At 68.3% G+C, this 16346-nt stretch carries 13 protein-coding genes; 5 read left to right on the plus strand and 8 right to left on the minus strand.

What is annotated here, in order from left to right; genetic code table 11:
- Positions 1-34: 34 nt before the first annotated feature.
- Positions 35-1144, minus strand: a complete 1110-nt coding sequence (locus MC375_RS03500; RefSeq protein ID WP_242101917.1) for a hypothetical protein — start codon at positions 1142-1144, stop codon at positions 35-37.
- An 85-nt stretch (positions 1145-1229) separates the two neighbouring features.
- Positions 1230-1568, minus strand: coding sequence for a P-II family nitrogen regulator (locus MC375_RS03505; RefSeq protein WP_242101918.1), 339 nt, complete (start codon positions 1566-1568; stop codon positions 1230-1232).
- Positions 1569-1727: 159 nt separating this feature from the next.
- Here MC375_RS03505 and MC375_RS03510 point away from each other — a divergent pair, with 159 nt between their 5' ends.
- The 3 genes from MC375_RS03510 (at position 1728) to MC375_RS03520 (ending at position 5421) form a co-directional block, all read left to right on the plus strand.
- A complete protein-coding gene (locus MC375_RS03510) occupies positions 1728-1991 on the plus strand; it encodes an accessory factor UbiK family protein (RefSeq protein ID WP_242101919.1) in 264 nt (87 codons plus the stop codon).
- Positions 1992-2001: 10 nt separating this feature from the next.
- Complete coding sequence (locus MC375_RS03515; protein ID WP_242101920.1) at positions 2002-3516, plus strand: YifB family Mg chelatase-like AAA ATPase; 1515 nt, start codon at positions 2002-2004, stop codon at positions 3514-3516.
- A gap of 174 nt (positions 3517-3690) precedes the next feature.
- Positions 3691-5421: a potassium/proton antiporter gene (locus MC375_RS03520; protein ID WP_343223585.1), complete on the plus strand. Its 1731-nt coding sequence runs from the start codon at positions 3691-3693 to the stop codon at positions 5419-5421.
- A 61-nt stretch (positions 5422-5482) separates the two neighbouring features.
- Here MC375_RS03520 and aceA read toward each other — a convergent pair whose 3' ends face one another.
- Positions 5483-6781, minus strand: coding sequence for an isocitrate lyase (aceA, locus tag MC375_RS03525; protein ID WP_242101922.1), 1299 nt, complete (start codon positions 6779-6781; stop codon positions 5483-5485).
- A 137-nt stretch (positions 6782-6918) separates the two neighbouring features.
- Positions 6919-8547 (minus strand): malate synthase A, encoded by a 1629-nt coding sequence (aceB, locus tag MC375_RS03530; RefSeq protein ID WP_242101923.1) that lies wholly within the window; start codon positions 8545-8547, stop codon positions 6919-6921.
- Between the two features lie 112 nt (positions 8548-8659).
- On the opposite strand from aceB, the gene MC375_RS03535 reads away from it, so the two are divergent.
- Both MC375_RS03535 and MC375_RS03540 read left to right on the plus strand, forming a co-directional pair.
- Entirely contained in the window at positions 8660-9625 is a 966-nt protein-coding gene (locus MC375_RS03535) for a LysR family transcriptional regulator (protein WP_242101924.1), read from the plus strand.
- 75 nt (positions 9626-9700) lie between these two features.
- Positions 9701-9886, plus strand: coding sequence for a hypothetical protein (locus MC375_RS03540; RefSeq protein ID WP_242101925.1), 186 nt, complete (start codon positions 9701-9703; stop codon positions 9884-9886).
- Between the two features lie 18 nt (positions 9887-9904).
- On the opposite strand, the gene MC375_RS03545 is transcribed toward MC375_RS03540, so the two are convergent.
- From MC375_RS03545 to pbpC, 4 genes are all read right to left on the minus strand, one after another.
- Positions 9905-11380, minus strand: a complete 1476-nt coding sequence (locus MC375_RS03545; protein WP_242101926.1) for a tetratricopeptide repeat protein — start codon at positions 11378-11380, stop codon at positions 9905-9907.
- Complete coding sequence (locus MC375_RS03550) at positions 11368-12747, minus strand: glycosyltransferase family 2 protein (protein ID WP_242101927.1); 1380 nt, start codon at positions 12745-12747, stop codon at positions 11368-11370. The genes MC375_RS03545 and MC375_RS03550 overlap by 13 nt, the downstream gene beginning before the upstream one ends.
- Complete coding sequence (locus MC375_RS03555) at positions 12701-13729, minus strand: NAD-dependent epimerase/dehydratase family protein (protein ID WP_242101928.1); 1029 nt, start codon at positions 13727-13729, stop codon at positions 12701-12703. The genes MC375_RS03550 and MC375_RS03555 overlap by 47 nt, the downstream gene beginning before the upstream one ends.
- Before the next feature lie 193 nt (positions 13730-13922).
- Positions 13923-16226, minus strand: coding sequence for a penicillin-binding protein 1C (pbpC, locus tag MC375_RS03560; protein ID WP_242101929.1), 2304 nt, complete (start codon positions 16224-16226; stop codon positions 13923-13925).
- Positions 16227-16346 lie beyond the last annotated feature (120 nt).

The following is a 16346-nucleotide window of genomic DNA, read 5'->3' on the forward strand; positions in this document are numbered from 1 at the left end:
GCCAATCCTGAAGGACCGTCCTCAAGGCCCGCGCCTACCGCGCGTGGGCGAAGAGGTACTTCTGCACATCCGGGTTGCCCTTGCGCCACATCACGGTGTCCAGGAAGTAGTGGTGCACGTTGATGAAGATCCAGAACAGGAAGAGGAAAAGCCCGGTTCCGAACAGCGCGTGGTCGTAGGGAACGTGCCGGTTGAGGTAGCGCGGCAGCCACCAGAAGCCGAGGTAACCCAGGCCCAGGCCGATTGCGTAAAAGCCCGCCATGCGCAACTCGGGCAACATCTCATGCGGATGGATGGCGTGAATGCGGTTGCGCTCGTAGCGCCAGACCACCGCCAGGTACTGCAGCGAGTGGAACAGCGGGACCCAAAGCACCAGCACCGGATCGCGGATCAGCAGCCATACGTAGCCGCTGGCCGCGTACGCCAGCAGCCCGTTCCAGGCGATGGCGTCGCCACGCCGCTGTTTCCGCAGCAGGCGCCAGGCCAAGTCCAGGCCGCAGCCGATCGCGACCACGCAGGCCAGCCAGGCCAGCGGCGCGGGAATGGCGATGAACGCGTACTCGACACCCCAGTAGCTGCTCGCTACGCCGCCGAGCATGCGATTGAGCAGCAGCCATGAAAGCAACCAGACGGCGTAGGCGTTGCGCAGCAGTGCGCGCTTCTCGGCATCGGTAAACCAGGCCTGCTTGAACGCGGCATCCACCACCGCCATGCCGTAGCCCTGCTTGACGTAGTGCCATCCGACCAGGAAGAACATCAGATTGGTCATCAGACCGAGCGCGCGCGGCTGCCTTGCGGCGACGGCCCAGGCCATGACGGCAACCAGGGCCACCGGCGCCACCACGCCGCAAAGCCAGTAACGCAGGCGCAGGTCGGGCGGATAGCTGGTCAACTTCGCACCGAACTCGCGGTAGAACAGTTGGTACGAATGCATGAAGTGCGGATTGTTGATGACGTGGGCCAGCGCCAGCGTGGTGCCGGCGGACCAGGCCCTGGCCCAGGCGGCGTCGCCCATCGCCCAGCGAAGCGCGAGCAGCGCCAGCAGCGATCCGCCCCCCAACAGCAGGAAATCGGACACGGGCCCGTTGAGGTACCGGCGCGCAGCTGCCTTGTCGGGGGCAGCGGATCGCAGGATCGTGGACATCAATCGCCGAAGGGGAGAGCCCGGCTGGAGTGCGGCCACGCGATAGGTACCGACTCGTGTCCTTCAACCCGAAGCATCGGCGCGGTCACAGCGCATCCCCATCCAACTCCCCCGTGCGGATTCGCACCACCCGCTCCAGGTCCCAGACGAAGATCTTGCCGTCGCCGATCTTGCCGGTGCCGGCGGTTTTCATGATCGCCTCGACCACGGCGTCGACCTGGTCGTCGGTAATCGCGACCTCCAGCTTGATCTTGGGCAGGAAATCGACCACGTATTCCGCGCCGCGATAGAGCTCGGTATGGCCCTTCTGGCGGCCGAACCCCTTCACCTCGGTGGCGGTGATGCCGGCCACGCCGGCCTCGGCCAGCGCCTCGCGCACGTCATCGAGCTTGAACGGCTTGATGATGGCCATGACCATCTTCATGGGTCTGTCTCCTGCGTGGACCGGAACGCCGGGCCAGCATAAACGCTGACCGTCGGGGATTTTCGGATTTTTCCTAGGCCCCGGCGCGGCATCGCCCGAGGGACGCGGCCCCGGCGCATACGCGAGGCTATGCCAAAGCCACCGCGATAGGATGACGCCATGATCGACCTGAGCCATATCGACGACCTCGCCCGCCGCCTGAGCAACCTGGTGCCGCCGGGCATGCGCGAAGGACGCGAGGAACTGCAGCAGAACTTCAAGGCCGTGCTCCAGGGCGGCCTGTCGAAGCTCGACCTGGTCACGCGCGAGGAATTCGACGTGCAGCGCGCGGTGCTGCTGCGCACGCGCGCGAAGCTCGAGCAACTGCAGCGCACGGTCGAGGCGCTCGAAGCGCAGCTCGGCGCCCAGCCGCCACAGCACTGACGCCGCCGCCATGGGTCTTGCGCTGGTGCACAGCCGTGCACGCGCCGGCGTGCGCGCGCCTGCGGTCACGGTGGAAGTGCACCTGGCCGGCGGACTGCCGCGGATGAATATCGTCGGCCTGCCCGAGGCGGCGGTACGCGAGGCCAAGGACCGGGTACGGTCTGCGATCGTCTGCGCGCAGTTCGAATTTCCGGCCCGGGTCATCACCGTCAACCTAGCCCCGGCCGACCTGCCCAAGGACGGAGGCCGCTTCGACCTGCCCATCGCCTTGGGCGTGCTGGCCGCGAGCGGGCAGATCCCGCTCGAGGCATTGGCACGGTTCGAGTTCGTGGGCGAACTGGGCCTGACCGGCGAGTTGCGCCTTGTCGACGGCGCTTTGCCGGCTGCGCTCGAAGCCGCAAAGGCCGGTCGTACGCTGGTGGTGCCCGCACCCAACGGTGCCGAAGCCGCGCTCTCGCGCGACGGCGAGGTGCTGACCGCCCGCACCCTGCTGGAAGTCTGTGCCGCGCTCGTCGGCAGCCGTGCACTGCCGCACGCCGTCGCGCCCGCACCGGTGACTCCGCGCGGCCCCGACCTGGACGAAGTCCGTGGCCAGGCGCATGCACGACGCGCGCTCGAGATCGCCGCTGCCGGCAATCACCATCTGCTGCTGATCGGGCCACCCGGGTGCGGCAAGACACTCCTTGCCTCGCGCCTGCCCGGCATCCTGCCGCAGGCCGGCGAAGCCGAAGCGCTGGAAGCCGCGGCCATCGCTTCGGTCAGCGGTCGCGGCCTGGACCCGTCGCGCTGGCTGGAACGTCCCTATCGCGCACCCCACCACACCGCCAGCGCGGTCGCCCTGGTCGGTGGCGGCGCATTGCCGCGTCCGGGCGAGATCTCTCTGGCCCACCACGGCGTGCTGTTCCTGGACGAATTGCCCGAGTGGGACCGTCGCGCGCTGGAGGTGCTGCGCGAGCCGCTGGAATCGGGCGTGGTGACGATTTCCAGGGCGGCACGGCAATGCGAGTTCCCGGCGCGGTTCCAGCTGGTGGCCGCCATGAATCCATGCCCCTGCGGCTGGGCCGGCGACCCCTCCGGCCGCTGCCGCTGCAGCGGCGAAGCGATCCAGCGCTATCGCGCGCGGATTTCCGGTCCGTTGCTCGACCGGATCGATCTGCAGATCGAAGTGCCGCGTCTGCCGCCGGCGGATCTGCGCCCGGGCGGCGTGCCGGCGGAATCGAGCGCAACCGTGCGCACGCGGGTCGAAGCGGCACGCGCCCTGCAGCTCGTACGCGCGGGCAAGGCCAACGCGCAGCTCGGCCAGGCGGAAACGATGCTTACGTGCACCCTGTCAGAACACGACCAGCGCCTGCTCGAACAGGCGGTCGAAGCGATGCAGCTGTCGGCGCGTTCGATGCACCGAATCCTGCGCGTGGCACGCACCATCGCCGATCTCGCGGGCAGCGAATCCATCGTCACCGCGCACCTGACTGAAGCGATCGGCTACCGCCGGCTGGAGCGCGGGCCGGGCCGGCTTGCCGCCTAGCTGCTCGCGCCGTCGCGGTTCCGGCCCGCGGGGTTCGTCGTGTCGCCGGGGTCGGCAGCGCCCTTCATCACCGGCGCATCGATCGCCGCGGATGCAACGCCGTAACCGTGCAGTGCCTATGATGGAACGATCCCCCGCACGGCATCGCCCGCCACTCTGGACAGTCTGCACGCCATCGACCAGCGCCTGCTTGCCGGTGCGCTGCTGATCCTCGCCGGCATCGCCTCGTCGTTGCTGGCGCGCCGGTTCGGCGCGCCGTTGCTGCTGGTATTCCTGGTCCTTGGCCTGCTGCTGGGCGTGGACGGCCCGGGCGGCATCCGTTACGACGATGCGCATCTCACCTACCTGGTCGGCGCGCTCGCGCTGGCCATGATCCTGTTCGACGGCGGCCTGCGCACGCAGGCACGTCAGGTCAGAGGCGCGGTGGCGCCGTCGCTGGTCCTCGCATCGGTGGGCGTGCTGTTGACCGCCGCGCTGACCGCGGTGGCAGCGCACTACCTGCTCGATCTGTCGCCGCTGCGCGCGTTGCTGCTCGGCACCGTGCTCGCCTCCACCGACGCCGCCGCGGTGTTCTTCCTGCTGCGCGCGGGCGGCCTGCACCTGGAGCGACGGACCGGCAGCACGCTGGAGATCGAATCGGGCGCCAACGATCCGGTCGCCGTGTTCCTGACCATCGCCCTGACCGGCTGGCTTGCGGGGACACAGGCCGGCGGCGTCGGATGGGTCGTGGTCCAGGTGGCGTGGGCGCTGGTGGGCGGCGTGCTGTTCGGCTACGTCGGCGGGCGCCTGATCGTGTCCGCGCTCAATCACCTGTCGCTGCCGTCGGGTCTGCATCCCTGGTTGGCGATGGCGGGGGCACTGAGCGTGTTCGCGCTCGCCAACCTGGTCTACGCCAGCGGTTATCTCGCCGTGTATCTGGCCGGCGTCGTGGTCGCCAACCGGCCGGTGCGTGCGCGCAGCGAAGTGATGTCGGTGCAGGACGCCGCGACCTGGTTCGCGCAGCTGACCATGTTCCTGCTGCTGGGCCTGCTCGCAACGCCCAGCCGCCTGGTGGACTATCTCTGGCCTTCGCTGGGCGTGGCGGCTTTCCTGATGTTCGTGGCGCGTCCGCTCGTCGTCGCGCTATGCCTGGCTCCGTTCCGCTATCGCCTCGGCGAAATCGGATTCATTTCGTGGGTGGGTCTGCGCGGTGCGGTGGGGATCTTCCTGGCATCCATTCCGCTGCTGGCGAAGCTGCCCAATGCATGGCTGTTCTTCAACGTCGCCTTCGTGGTGGTGCTGGTATCGCTGATCGTGCAGGGCTGGAGCCTGGCTCGCGCCGCGCACTGGTTCGGCGTCGCGGTGCCGCGCAACGATCCCGATACGCGCCGGATCCAGCTCGACCTGCCCGGACAGCTGGATTACGACATGGTCGGGTACCGGATCACGCCCGGCAGCGCCGTGCTGCGCGGCCATGCGTTGCCGGCCAGCGTGCGTCTGGCGATGGTGGTGCGGGAGGGCAAGGTCCTGTTGCCCGAAACGGTCGGGGCGCTCGCATCGCAGGACTACGCCTACTTCCTCGCTCCGACCGGGCAGGCGCGGCGCCTGGACTGGCTGTTCGCCGAAGGCCGCGACGCCAGCGATGCCGAACGGGACATGTTCGGCATGTTCCAGCTGCCGGGCGACGTGCCCCTGGGGGAACTGGCGAAGTTCTACGGCCTGCGGATCCCCGAGCACTATCTCGCGCGGACCGCGGCGGACCTGTTCGACGAGCGCTTCGACGAAGCGCCGCAGGTCGGCGACCGGCTTGCATTGGGACGCGCACTGATGGTGGTGCGTGAACTCAAGGACGATCAGGTGACCCGGGTCGGGCTGAAATTCACCAGCGTCGGCGAACAGCTGCTGACCGGCGGCCCGAAGCGCTGAGCATTCCGTCCACCGGCGAGGGACGCCAGGCGCAGGCGTCTGGCGTCCCGCACCGCTGCAATCAGGCCGCGACGCGCTCGGACTGGAACTGTTCCTCCTCGGTCGAACCGGTCAACGCCACCGTGGACGACTTGCCTCCCTGGATCGTCTGGGTGACCGCATCGAAGTAGCCGGTGCCCACCTCGCGCTGGTGCTTGACCGCGGTGAAGCCGCGTTCGGCTGCGGCGAACTCGGCCTCCTGCAGTTCGACGAACGCGCTCATCTGGCGCCGCGCATAGCCGTGCGCCAGGTGGAACATGCCGTAGTTGAGGCTGTGGAAACCGGCCAGGGTGATGAACTGGAAGCGATAGCCCATCGCAGCGAGCTCGGTCTGGAACTTCGCGATCGTCGCGTCGTCGAGGTTCTTCTTCCAGTTGAAGCTAGGCGAGCAGTTGTAGGCCAGCAGCTTGCCGGGGTACTTCGCATGGATGGCCTCGGCGAACCTGCGGGCGAACTCGAGGTCGGGCTTGCCGGTCTCGCACCACACCAGGTCGGCGTACGGCGCGTAGGCTAGGCCGCGCGAGATCGCCTGGTCCAGGCCATTGCGGGTCTTGTAGAAACCCTCGACTGTGCGTTCGCCGGTGCAGAACGTGCGGTCGTTGGGATCGATGTCGCTGGTGAGCAGGTCGGCGGCCTCGGCGTCGGTCCGCGCCACGATCAGGGTCGGCACGCCCATCACGTCGGCGGCCAGGCGCGCGGCCGTGAGCTTTTCGATCGCCTCGCGCGTGGGCACCAGCACCTTGCCGCCCATGTGTCCGCACTTCTTGACCGAGGCGAGCTGGTCCTCGAAGTGCACGCCGGCCGCGCCGGCCTCGATCATCGCCTTCATCAGTTCGAAGGCGTTGAGCACGCCGCCGAAGCCGGCTTCGGCATCGGCCACGATCGGCTGCAGGTAATCGATGCTGTCGTCGCCCTCGGCATGGCTGAGCTGGTCGGCGCGCAGCAGGGTGTTGTTGATGCGCTTGACCACCTGCGGCACCGAGTTGGCCGGATACAGCGACTGGTCGGGATACATCTCGCCGGCCAGGTTGGCATCGGCGGCGACCTGCCAGCCGCTGAGATAGATCGCCTTCAATCCGGCCTTGACCTGCTGCATCGCCTGGTTGCCGGTGAGCGCGCCGAGCGCGTTGACGAAGGTCTCGCCGTGCAGCGACTTCCACAGCTTTTCCGCGCCCTGGCGGGCGATGGAATGCTCGACTGCAATCGTGCCGCGCAGCCGCACCACTTCCTCGGCGGAGTAGCTGCGGGTAACGCCGGCCCAGCGTGGGTTGTTGGTCCAGTCCATGCGCAGCTGTTCGGCGGTGGGGAGCGTGGTTTTCATGGCATGAATCCTTGGTTGGCACAGCGATGGGTTTGTAGGAGCGCCGCTTCGGCGCGACAACGACTCGGCTCCATCCGATTCCAAGGCCGCTGCGGCGGCCTGGGAGCAGTCGCGACGGCAGTGGTGTCGCGGCGCGGTCAATCGATGAGGTCGTACGCGGGCAGGGTGAGGAAGTCCTCGAGGGTGTCGCTCACGGTCAGCCGTTCGAGTAGGGCGATCGCCTGCGGCACCTGGTCCGCGCCGGGCATCGCCTCGCCGGCCAGCTTCGAAGGCAGGTTCAGCAGCGCGCGATCGAGCAGCACGCCATCGATCGGCGTGCCGTCGTCCAGCTGCAGGCTCCCGTGGTGGAGCCATTGCCATAGCTGGGTGCGCGCGATCTCCGCGGTCGCCGCGTCCTCCATCAGCCAGTGGATCGGGACGCAGCCGTTGCCCGCCAGCCACGCGGCCAGGTAGCGCACGCAGACCTCGATGTTGTTCTCGAAACCGGCGCGGGTGATCGTGCCCAGCGACGGGCGCAGCAGGTCGTCGCGGGTGACCGACACGTCCTCGCGCAGCACCGCGTGCTGGTTCGGTTGCGGCATGTGCGCATCGAACACCTCGCGCGCGATCGGGATCAGCGCCGGATGCGCGACCCAGGTGCCGTCATGACCCGCACCGACTTCGCGCAGCTTGTCGGCACGGACGCGTTCGAGCGCCGCCGCGTTCGCTTCCGGGTCGCCCGCGATCGGGATCTGCGCGGCCATTCCACCCATCGCGTGCGCGCCGCGACGGTGGCAGGTGCGCACCAGCAGTTCCGAGTACGCCTTGAGAAACGGCTGGGTCATCGTCACCTGCCCGCGTTCTGGCAGCACCCGGTCGCGGTGCGCGCGCAGGGTCTTGAGGTAGGAAAAGATGTAGTCCCAGCGTCCGCAGTTCAGCCCCACGATCCGCGTGCGCAGCGCGTGCAGGATCTCGTCCATCTCGAACGCGGCCGGCAGCGTCTCGATCAGCACGGTCACCTTGATCTGCCCGACCGGCAGCCCCAGCGCCGCTTCGATGTGCGCCAGCACGTCCTGCCACAGCGCCGCCTCTTCCATCGACTGCAGCTTGGGCAGGTAGAAGTACGGTCCGCGATCCTTCGCCGCGAGCGCATGCGCATTGTGGAAACAGAACAGACCCGCATCGAACAGCGCGCCGGACAGGCGTTCGCCATCGACCAGCACGTGCTTCTCGTCCAGGTGCCAGCCGCGCGGGCGCACGATCAGCACCGCCTGCTCGGCCTCCGGGCGCAGCGCGTAATGCCTGTTTGAAGCCGGCTTGTTTGAAGCCGGCTTGCCCGCCTCGCTGGCGAAGGTGAGGGTTCCGGCGATGGCCTCGCGCAGCGCCTGCTGGCCGGCGACGAGGTTGGCCCAGGTCGGCGAGGTCGAATCCTCGAAGTCGGCCATGTAGCAGTTGGCGCCGGAGTTGAGCGCGTTGATGACCATCTTCGGATCGACCGGCCCGGTGATCTCGACCCGACGGTCCTGCAGCGCCGCCGGAATCGGGGCCACCCGCCACTCGCCGGCGCGGATGGCGGCGGTGTCGGTCCGGAAGTCGGGCAGCGCGCCGGCATCGAACGCCTGCTGCCGGCGACGGCGCTCGGCCAGCAGCTCGCGCCGCCTGGCGTCGAAGGCCTGGTGCAGGGCGGCGAGGAAGCCGGTCGCGGCCGGGGTCAGGAGCGGAGCCTGGTACGGGGCGATTCCCGAGACGGTGACCTGTGGCGCGGGCGTTTGCAGGACTGCCGACATTCCGTGCTGCTCCGTATTGTTGCGGAGCAGCACCATCCTCCCCAATGACAGTATTTGACAAGACAGAGTTATCAATACATATCATTAATTTGCCAAATATAAATTGGTTATCATGGCCAAATCGCCCTCCCAGCCCCGTTTTTCCTACAAGGGGAGCCGCCTCAAGCCGCTGCGGGCGTTTTGCCAGGTCGCTCGCCTGGGGTCGGTTTCGCGCGCGGCCGAGGCGCTGTACCTGAGCCAGCCGGCCGTGACCCTGCAGCTGCAGGCGCTGGAACGCGAGGTCGGCCAGCGCCTGCTGGAACGCAATGGGCGGCGCCTGGCCCTGACCCGCGAGGGCGAAATCCTGTACGAGCTGGCGCGGCCGCTGGTCGAGGGCATGGACGGGCTGGAGGCCACGTTCCGCGAGCGCCTGCAGGGGCTCGACGCCGGCGATCTCAATGTCGCCGCCGGCAGCTCGACCATCCTCTACCTGCTGCCGCAGATCGTGGCCCGCTTCCGCCAGGCCCATTCCGACGTACGCCTGTCGCTGCACAACGTCACCGGCGCGGGCGGCCTGGACCTGCTGCGCTCGGATGCGGTCGACCTGGCGGTGGGCTCGATGCTCGACGTCCCCAGCGATCTCGACTACCTGCCGGTCTATCGCTTCGAGCCGATGCTGATCATGCCGCCGGGGCATCCGCTGGCGGACAAGGCGGAGATCGCACTGTCCGACCTGTCGCCCTATGGCCTGATCCTGCCGCCGCAGCGCCTGACCACCTACCGGATGGTCGACCTGGTGTTCCAGCAGGCGCGCGTGCCCTACACCGTGGCGCTGGAAGTGGGCGGCTGGGAGGTGATCAAACAGTACGTCGCCATGGGCATGGGCATCTCCATCGTCACCGCGATCTGCCTGACCGAGGCCGATCGCGCGCGGCTGGTCTCGCGTTCGCTGGCGAATTTCTTCCCCGCCCGCAGCTACGGCGTGGTGATGCGCAAGGGCAAGTTCCTCTCGCCGCAGGCGCGCGCATTCGTCTCGCTGATCAAACCCGAGCTGTTCACCCCGCGCGATGCCTATGCCGGTGGTCCGTCGGAACGCTGAGGCGCCGCGCTGAAGCCCGGCCACGGCCGCTCAGGCGTCCGCGTTGCGTTGTTGGATGGAACAGGGGGATCACCGATGAAGAACCACAATCCGGCCGGCGGCCACATCAGGTTCGCCAGCCTTACGCAACGGCTGCTGTCAGGCGTAGTCCTGCTGACGCTGGCTGCACTGATCTGGCTCGCGTGGAGCGGGCGCTACGACCGCGAAGTCAACCGGCTGGCGGCCTGGATCAGCCAGCAATACCACGCGATCGTTCGCTGAGTACCCGGATCGCCGCCCTTATGGGCAGCGATCCGCGCGCAGTTCGCAGAAGCGGTAGCGCAGGGCCAGGCCGAAGTTGCGGCCCTCGTAGCGACCGAACTCGTTGAGCCGTTCGCTGTAGCCCGCGCGCGCCACCAGCTGCCAGCGGGTGAAGATGCCGAGGGTCAGCTCCGCGCTGACGTCGCTGGCGCGCTTCCAGCTGTCGAAGGTGTCGTCGCGCTGCACGCCCACCGCGGCGGCCAGATACAAGCCGGCTTCCTCCGAGAGCTTGATGTAGCTCGACGCCATCGGCGCCAGCCGCACGTAACGGTCGGGACTGTAGTAGCCGTTGCCGGTATCGCGGGAATTGCCCTGCCACTCCAGCTGCGCGCCCAGATCCAGATTGGCGCGCGGGCCGCGATGGAACGCGCGACGGTATTCGGCGTCCAGCGTATGGCGGCGGTTGCCGTCGTTGAAGTCGTCGAAACCCAGGCGCGTGGTGACCGCGTCGCGCAGGCTGGGCTGCCATTGCAGGTTGGCGGCGGCCCCCGTGCGCATCACGCCGAGCGAAAGCGCACGCGGCGAGGCCGCGACACGATCGCGATCCACCGACAGCGCGTACCCGAAGGTATCGCTGGCCTGGTGGCTCAGGGCCAGCTGGCCGATGGTGTCGTCGTCGTCGAAGCCGTTGTCGCCGTCCAGCGCCGAACGCCCCAGCCACAGATCCACGGCCACGTCCGGCGTGGCGGAATAGCGCACACCGACCTGGGCACGGGTCTCGTCCAGGGAATCGCCGCCATTGACCGGCGCGAACGGGCCGGTCACCGGCGCGGAATGATCGCGTCTGGCACCCGCGGCCATCACACGCCAGGCATCGGACAGGCGCAGATTGCCTTCCAGGCCGACGCTGCGGATCTCGATGTCGTCCGAATCCTCGTACACCGAGGCCGGCAGCCCGACCGACGAGAACAGCGGAAGCCGGACCGACTTGGTCAGCGACCGGCTGTCGGGCCCATCGGGCTGCAGCCGGCGCACGGTCTCGAGCGGCGGCAGCGCGGTTTCCGGCCGATGCCCCAGACGCTCGGCCAGCGCCTGGGTCCAGGCGTAGTCGTATTCGTCCGGCGCGGCTTCGTACAGGGGCGTGTTGAGTGCGAGCGCGGCGTCGCGACGCCCGGCCCAGGCCATCACCCGTGCCCGCACGGCGCGCGCGTCGTCGTCGTCGGCGCCCAGTGCATCGAGCGCCTCGATCGCCGCGGCGTAATCGCCGTTCCAGGACAGGTAACGCGCACGGTCCAGTCGCGCCGCGCGGTCGTCGGGATAGGCCGCAAGGTGCTGGTCCATCAGCCGCAATGCTTCGGTGGTGCGCCCGGCCCATGCGGCCTCGCGCGCCTGCTGCGCGATGTCGGCTTCCTGCGCGCCGGCGGGCGCAAGGCACAGGGCCAGTGCACAGGCGGTTGCGGAAACCAGAATGCGCCGGCGGAACGGGCTGCGTTGGAGCTGGCTTACTTGCGCCATTTGCGGTTCCCCGTGATCCACAGATCGATTGCGAAGCGGCTGATGGTGATGGTGTCGGCCAGGATCATCGCGTAGCGCACCGGGGTCATCACGATGCCCTTGAGCACCATCTCCAGACGGCGACCCGTGCCGACCGTGAACAGCACGGCCAGCGACACGATGACCTCGGCAATGAGCGTCACCGCCAACGGTTCCCACATCCGCAGGATGGTCATGACGATCAGCGCGGTGGGAAAACCGATCTTCTCGATCGCCGACAGCAGCATCGCCCAGCCCACCGGACGGCCGTATTCCTTCGTGTACTGGTCGCCGAACGGCTGCCGGTACTGTTCCTTGATCAGCCGCAGCTCCTCGATCCCGCGCTGCTTGTCCTTGCGCCTCTTGCGCCAGCGCTTGAACGACTTGAACGGCGAGCGCAGCAGCGGGTCGAAGTAGTAGCAGCTCTGCAGGAACGAGGACGACCACAGATACACCTGGCGCGGCAGGCGCTGCACTTCCGGCTCTTCCGAGCGAGCCTGCACGTCCTGCAGCTGGATGTTGCGGTAGCCCTCGTTGTTGAGGGCGAAGCCGATGAAGATGTCCTCGGAGTTGGTCAGGTCATCGCCGAAGATCGGTTCGTACCGATCGAACAGGTCCTTGATGTACTTGCGGCGATAGGCGACCGCGCAGCCCACCGGGTTGGTGATGCTGCCGAAGAACACCATCTGGCCCTTGTAGACGAACCTCTGCAGGAACATGTACAGGCATTCGCGGTAGGCGTTGGTGATCCACCACCACAACGAATGCAGCAGGCCGCGACGGCGGTGCGGGTCGTCGTAGGTCGGCGCGCCGTGCCAGCGCTGGAACTCCTCGCTCTGCGCCAGCTCGTGCCGGTCCTTCGGCCGCATCGGCAGGACGACGCCGCAGGCGCTGGCGATGCCGATGCCCTGGTAGAGCTCCTGCACGCAGCGCTCGATGTAGTCGGGCGATTCGAGGAAGGTGTCGCCGTCGAGGATGAACTCGACGTCGGAATCGAATTCGCGCGCCTGGCGCTTGATCGTGGGCGTCTTGCCGATGGACGAGTTGCGCTCGATCACGACCAGATCCAGGCCTGCCGCCTGCGCGTATTCGCGCGCACGCGGCACCGTCTGGTCCTTGGAGCCGTCCTCGACCAGGATGATCTGGCGCGGGCGCACCGTCTGGCGCGCGAGCGACGCCAAGCAGTGGATGATGTTGTCTTCTTCCTTGTACGCAGGCACGACAACATCCACCACCGCAGTCCGCCAATCCTCGGCGGGCGTCGGGATGGTCTTGTCGGGCCCGCGCAGCAGGCCGATCGCGCTAAGCAGCGCGTTCGGACTTAGTACGAACCAGGGTGCAGTGGCCATCTTTTTCCCCCGCCATGTTGCGGCGTTCTGTGGCGATCAAATCGTCGATCGTGTCTTCAAGCTTGTGGCGGTGATGGAACCCGGTGAGCGTGCGCAGCCGCGCCAGGTCGGGACGACGACGACGGATGTCTTCGAAATCTTCGCCATAGGCTTCGCGCAGCGGTACGTCCTTGATCACCGAGTTGCTCTGTGCGCGCTCGATCACCAGCTTGGCCAGGTCACGAATGCTGATCTCGCGGTCGTTGCCGACGTTGGCGGTGACCGTCTGCCGGCCCGCATGGGTGGCCAGCGAATCGAGCGCGACCACGGTATCACGCACGTCGCAGAACGAGCGGGTCTGCAACCCACCACCGAACACGGTGATCGGCTCGTTGCGCACCGCCTGGGCGACGAAGCGCGGCACGACCATGCCGTAACGCCCGACCTGGCGTGGACCGATGGTGTTGAAGAAGCGCGACACGACCGCGGGGATGCCGAAGCGCTGCGCATAGGACAGGCCCAGCGCCTCGTCGGCGATCTTGCTGACCGAATAGCCCCAGCGCGTGCCCGCGCGAGTGCTGACGGTCAGGTCCTGGTCTTCGTGCAGGATGTGTTCGTCGTTGTGGCCGTACACCTCGGAACTCGAGGCGATGACCACCTGCGGCTTCCAGCCACCGTCGTGGGCGGCGCGCAGCAGGCGCTCGGTACCGGCGATGTTGGTCGCCAGGACCTTGGTCGGCTCGGCGATGACGCGATACACGCCCACGACCGCAGCCAGGTGATAGACACGGTCCGCCCAGCCCACGACGTGGCCCAGGCGGTCCCAGGTCAGCACGTCGGCCTGTTCGAACCGGAACAGCGGATTGTCTTCGTGCGCGATCAGGTTGGCGCGCACGCCAGTGGACAGGTCGTCCACGACCATGACCTGGTCGCCACGCGCCAGATGGAGGTCCACCAGGTGTGAACCGATGAAACCGGCGCCGCCGGTAATCAGGATATGCATTGCGCCCCCAAGGAAGGTGTGCCCGGGTCGCAGCGCGACCGGCCCGAGCAATGACGCAAGCTTTGTGCCAATCCGGTCACAGTCCCTGGATGGGCACATGGGCGCGGCCCGCGGCGGGCAGTCGCCTGGACCGCGAACCGGGGTTCTGCCGGGCGCTTGCGGGTGAACTGGGTCACAAATTGACCCTGGGCGACTAACGCTCGACCGCGATCTCGACGTTCCGGGCATCGACCCGGCCGTGGTCGTCGACCACCGAGAGCTTGAACCGCCCCTCGCGTTCAGGAATCCACTGGGCACTGCCGCCGCGCGTGGTCGTGGCGATATAGCTATTGCCGGCGAACCAGAACGCCCGCGACACGTCGGCATCGAGCGTGGCCCGCAACTCGATTGCCGATTCTCGCGGTCGCGAGAGCCGCAGCAGGTAGCGCGTCGCGCGCAGCGGCGACTGGATACGCGGGGCGTCGCCGACGCCGACGTCGGCCACATCGGCGCAGTCCGCATTGACCGGAGGCGCGCGGCGCGGAATGCCGGCCTGGGCGAAGGCCTGCATCAGGTCCGATGGCCAGAACTCGAACACCTGCATGCGCATCCGCGCCGGATCGAACGGGCCGCAGGCGGCCTGGCCGGTGACGCTGTCGACCGCGATCGCGCGGTGCACGGTGCTGGTGCGGATCGGCGACTTGCCCGGGATGAACCAGGTCCAGCCGCGCTGCGGGCACCAGGCATTCGGCAGGTCGCCGCTGGCCCGGCACACCTCGACCCGCTTCAGGTTCAGCGGCCAGCGTCGCGGCGGCTCGGCAAAGTCCACCCGCGCGGCGCGCAGCCCGTCGACGATCGAGAAGAACAGCGGCGCGGCCATGTCCACGCCGACCAGGGCCGGGTTCGGCGCGCCGTCGAAATTGCCCAGCCACACCGCCAGCACGTAAGGGCCGACCACGCCCACGCTCCAGGCGTCGCGGAATCCCCAGGAGGTTCCGGTCTTCCACGCGATCGGCTGCTCGCGCAGGCCGCTGGTCGCGTGCGCGTCGGGGCGAGGACCGCGCCGCAGCATGTCGCGCACGATGTAAGCGGCCTCGGCGCTGAGCAGCGCGGTGCCGCCTGCCTGCGCGTCTTCCTTGCGCAGGCGCAATGGCTTGAGCAGGCCGTCGTTGCCGAGCATGGCGTACAGCCGCGCGAGTTCTTCCATGGTCACCTCGCCGCCACCGAGCACCAGCGCCAGGCCGTAATGGCCCTCGCTGGCCATGCGCGCGATGCCGGCGTCGCGCAGGAACTGGTAGAAGCCGGGTTGCTGCAGCTGGGCGGCGACCGTCACCGCGGGGATGTTGCGGCTGCGCACCAACGCGTCGGCCGCCGTGACCGGGCCGAGGAATCTGCCGTCGAAGTTCTCCGGCGTATACGGGCCGAACGCGCTGGGCACGTCGCGCAGCACCGTGGCCGGGTGCAGCACGCCCTGGTCCAGCGCCAGCGCGTAGATGAAAGGCTTCAGCGTGGAACCCGGCGAACGCTTGCCCGTCGTGCCGTTCACCTGGCCGTGGAGACTGTCGTCGAAGTAATCGGCCGAGCCGACCAGTGCGCGCACACCCATATCGCGGGTGTCGACCAGCATTGCCACGGCGTTGTGTACGCCGCGCGCGCGCGCGCGCTGGATGTGGCTGCGCACCCGGCTTTCCAGCAGGCGTTGCAGGCGCAGGTCCAGGGTGGTGTCGATGCGCGGGCCGGCCTGCGCGTGCAGGAAGCGCTCGCCCAATACCTGCTCCACGAAATGCGGCGCGGCAAACGGCAGGCCGCGCGGCGTGCGCAGGGTGATCGGCAGCGCCATCGAGGCGTCCTGCGCGGCATCAGTGGCGTGCTCCTGCTGCCAGCGCGCGTAGAGCCGGGCCCGCGCGGCGGCCAGGCCGGCCCCGGCATAGCTATCGCCACGTTCGGCATCGCGCCGCAGCCGCCCGCGCCGGGTCGGCGCCTGCGGCAGCACCGCCAAGGTCAGGGTTTCCGGCAGGGTCAGCGCGGAGGCCGGCTTGTCGAAATAGATCAGGCTGGCCGCGCCCACGCCCTCGATGTTGCCGCCGTACGGCGCCAGGTTGAGGTAAGCCTCGAGGATGTCGTCCTTCGAATAGCTGGCCTCCAGCTGCAACGCCCGCGCGATCTGCACCAGCTTGCCGCCGGGCGTGCGGGTCTGCAGCCTCCAGCGCAGGCGCGCCAGCTGCATGGTGATGGTCGAGCCGCCCACGCGCGCGCCGCCGCCGGCATACGTGGTCCACGCCGCGCGCAGCAGGCTGGCCGGATTCACGCCCGGATGCCGGTAGAACCACGCGTCCTCGTGCAGCAGCACCGCATCGCGCAACGTCTGCGGCATCTCCTGCAAAGGCAGCCACAGCCGATAGCGCTGGTCGTCGGCCAGCACCAGACGCAGCAGCCGGCCGTTGTGGTCATAGACCGCGACCGATTCGGGCTGCCCCGCGGAGAGGGATGGGTGCGACCAGAGGCGGATCGCGAGCATGGCCACGACTGCGAGCGAGACAGCCACGCCGGCGAACTTCAGCCAACGACGAAGCCTTTCCCTGCCGCGGGAGCGACGTCTGGATTCATCGGCGGGAGTGCTAGGTGTCGACACACGTGA

Source organism: Lysobacter sp. M2-1 (assembly GCF_022662495.1).
GTDB lineage: Bacteria > Pseudomonadota > Gammaproteobacteria > Xanthomonadales > Xanthomonadaceae > JAKPBU01.